Source organism: Pseudomonas sp. 2995-1 (genome assembly GCF_002742505.1).
Classification (GTDB): Bacteria; Pseudomonadota; Gammaproteobacteria; order Pseudomonadales; family Pseudomonadaceae; genus Aquipseudomonas; species Aquipseudomonas sivasensis.
The window spans coordinates 1-229 of the sequence record NZ_LJSA01000018.1 but is presented as its reverse complement, the minus strand read 5'-3'; the positions used below and the strand labels follow the sequence as shown (position 1 = coordinate 229).

The 229-nt window shown below is 35.4% G+C and carries 1 protein-coding gene; it reads left to right on the top strand.

Annotation, left to right across the window (positions count from 1 at the left end):
• Positions 1-84 precede the first annotated feature (84 nt).
• A partial coding sequence (locus AOA61_RS32570) for a Na-translocating system protein MpsC family protein (protein WP_143521126.1) occupies positions 85-229 on the top strand: 145 nt, incomplete at its 3' end.

Here is a 229-nt window from a genome sequence, read left to right as displayed (position 1 = left end):
GGGAAATATAAAGATAGAATTTTGAAGATGGTATATTTCACTGGAAAATAGGAAGAGGTATACCTTTTGAAAGGGAGGGCCAATATGGTTAAACGGACAAAAGGATCTATAGAAGCAGAAATAAGTAAAGCATTAACACAATGGGAGAAAGACTACCTTGGGAGAGGTTCAGTTTCAGTGAAGACTGATATTTTAAGGGATATGATCATTGTGACACTTCAAGGTATTT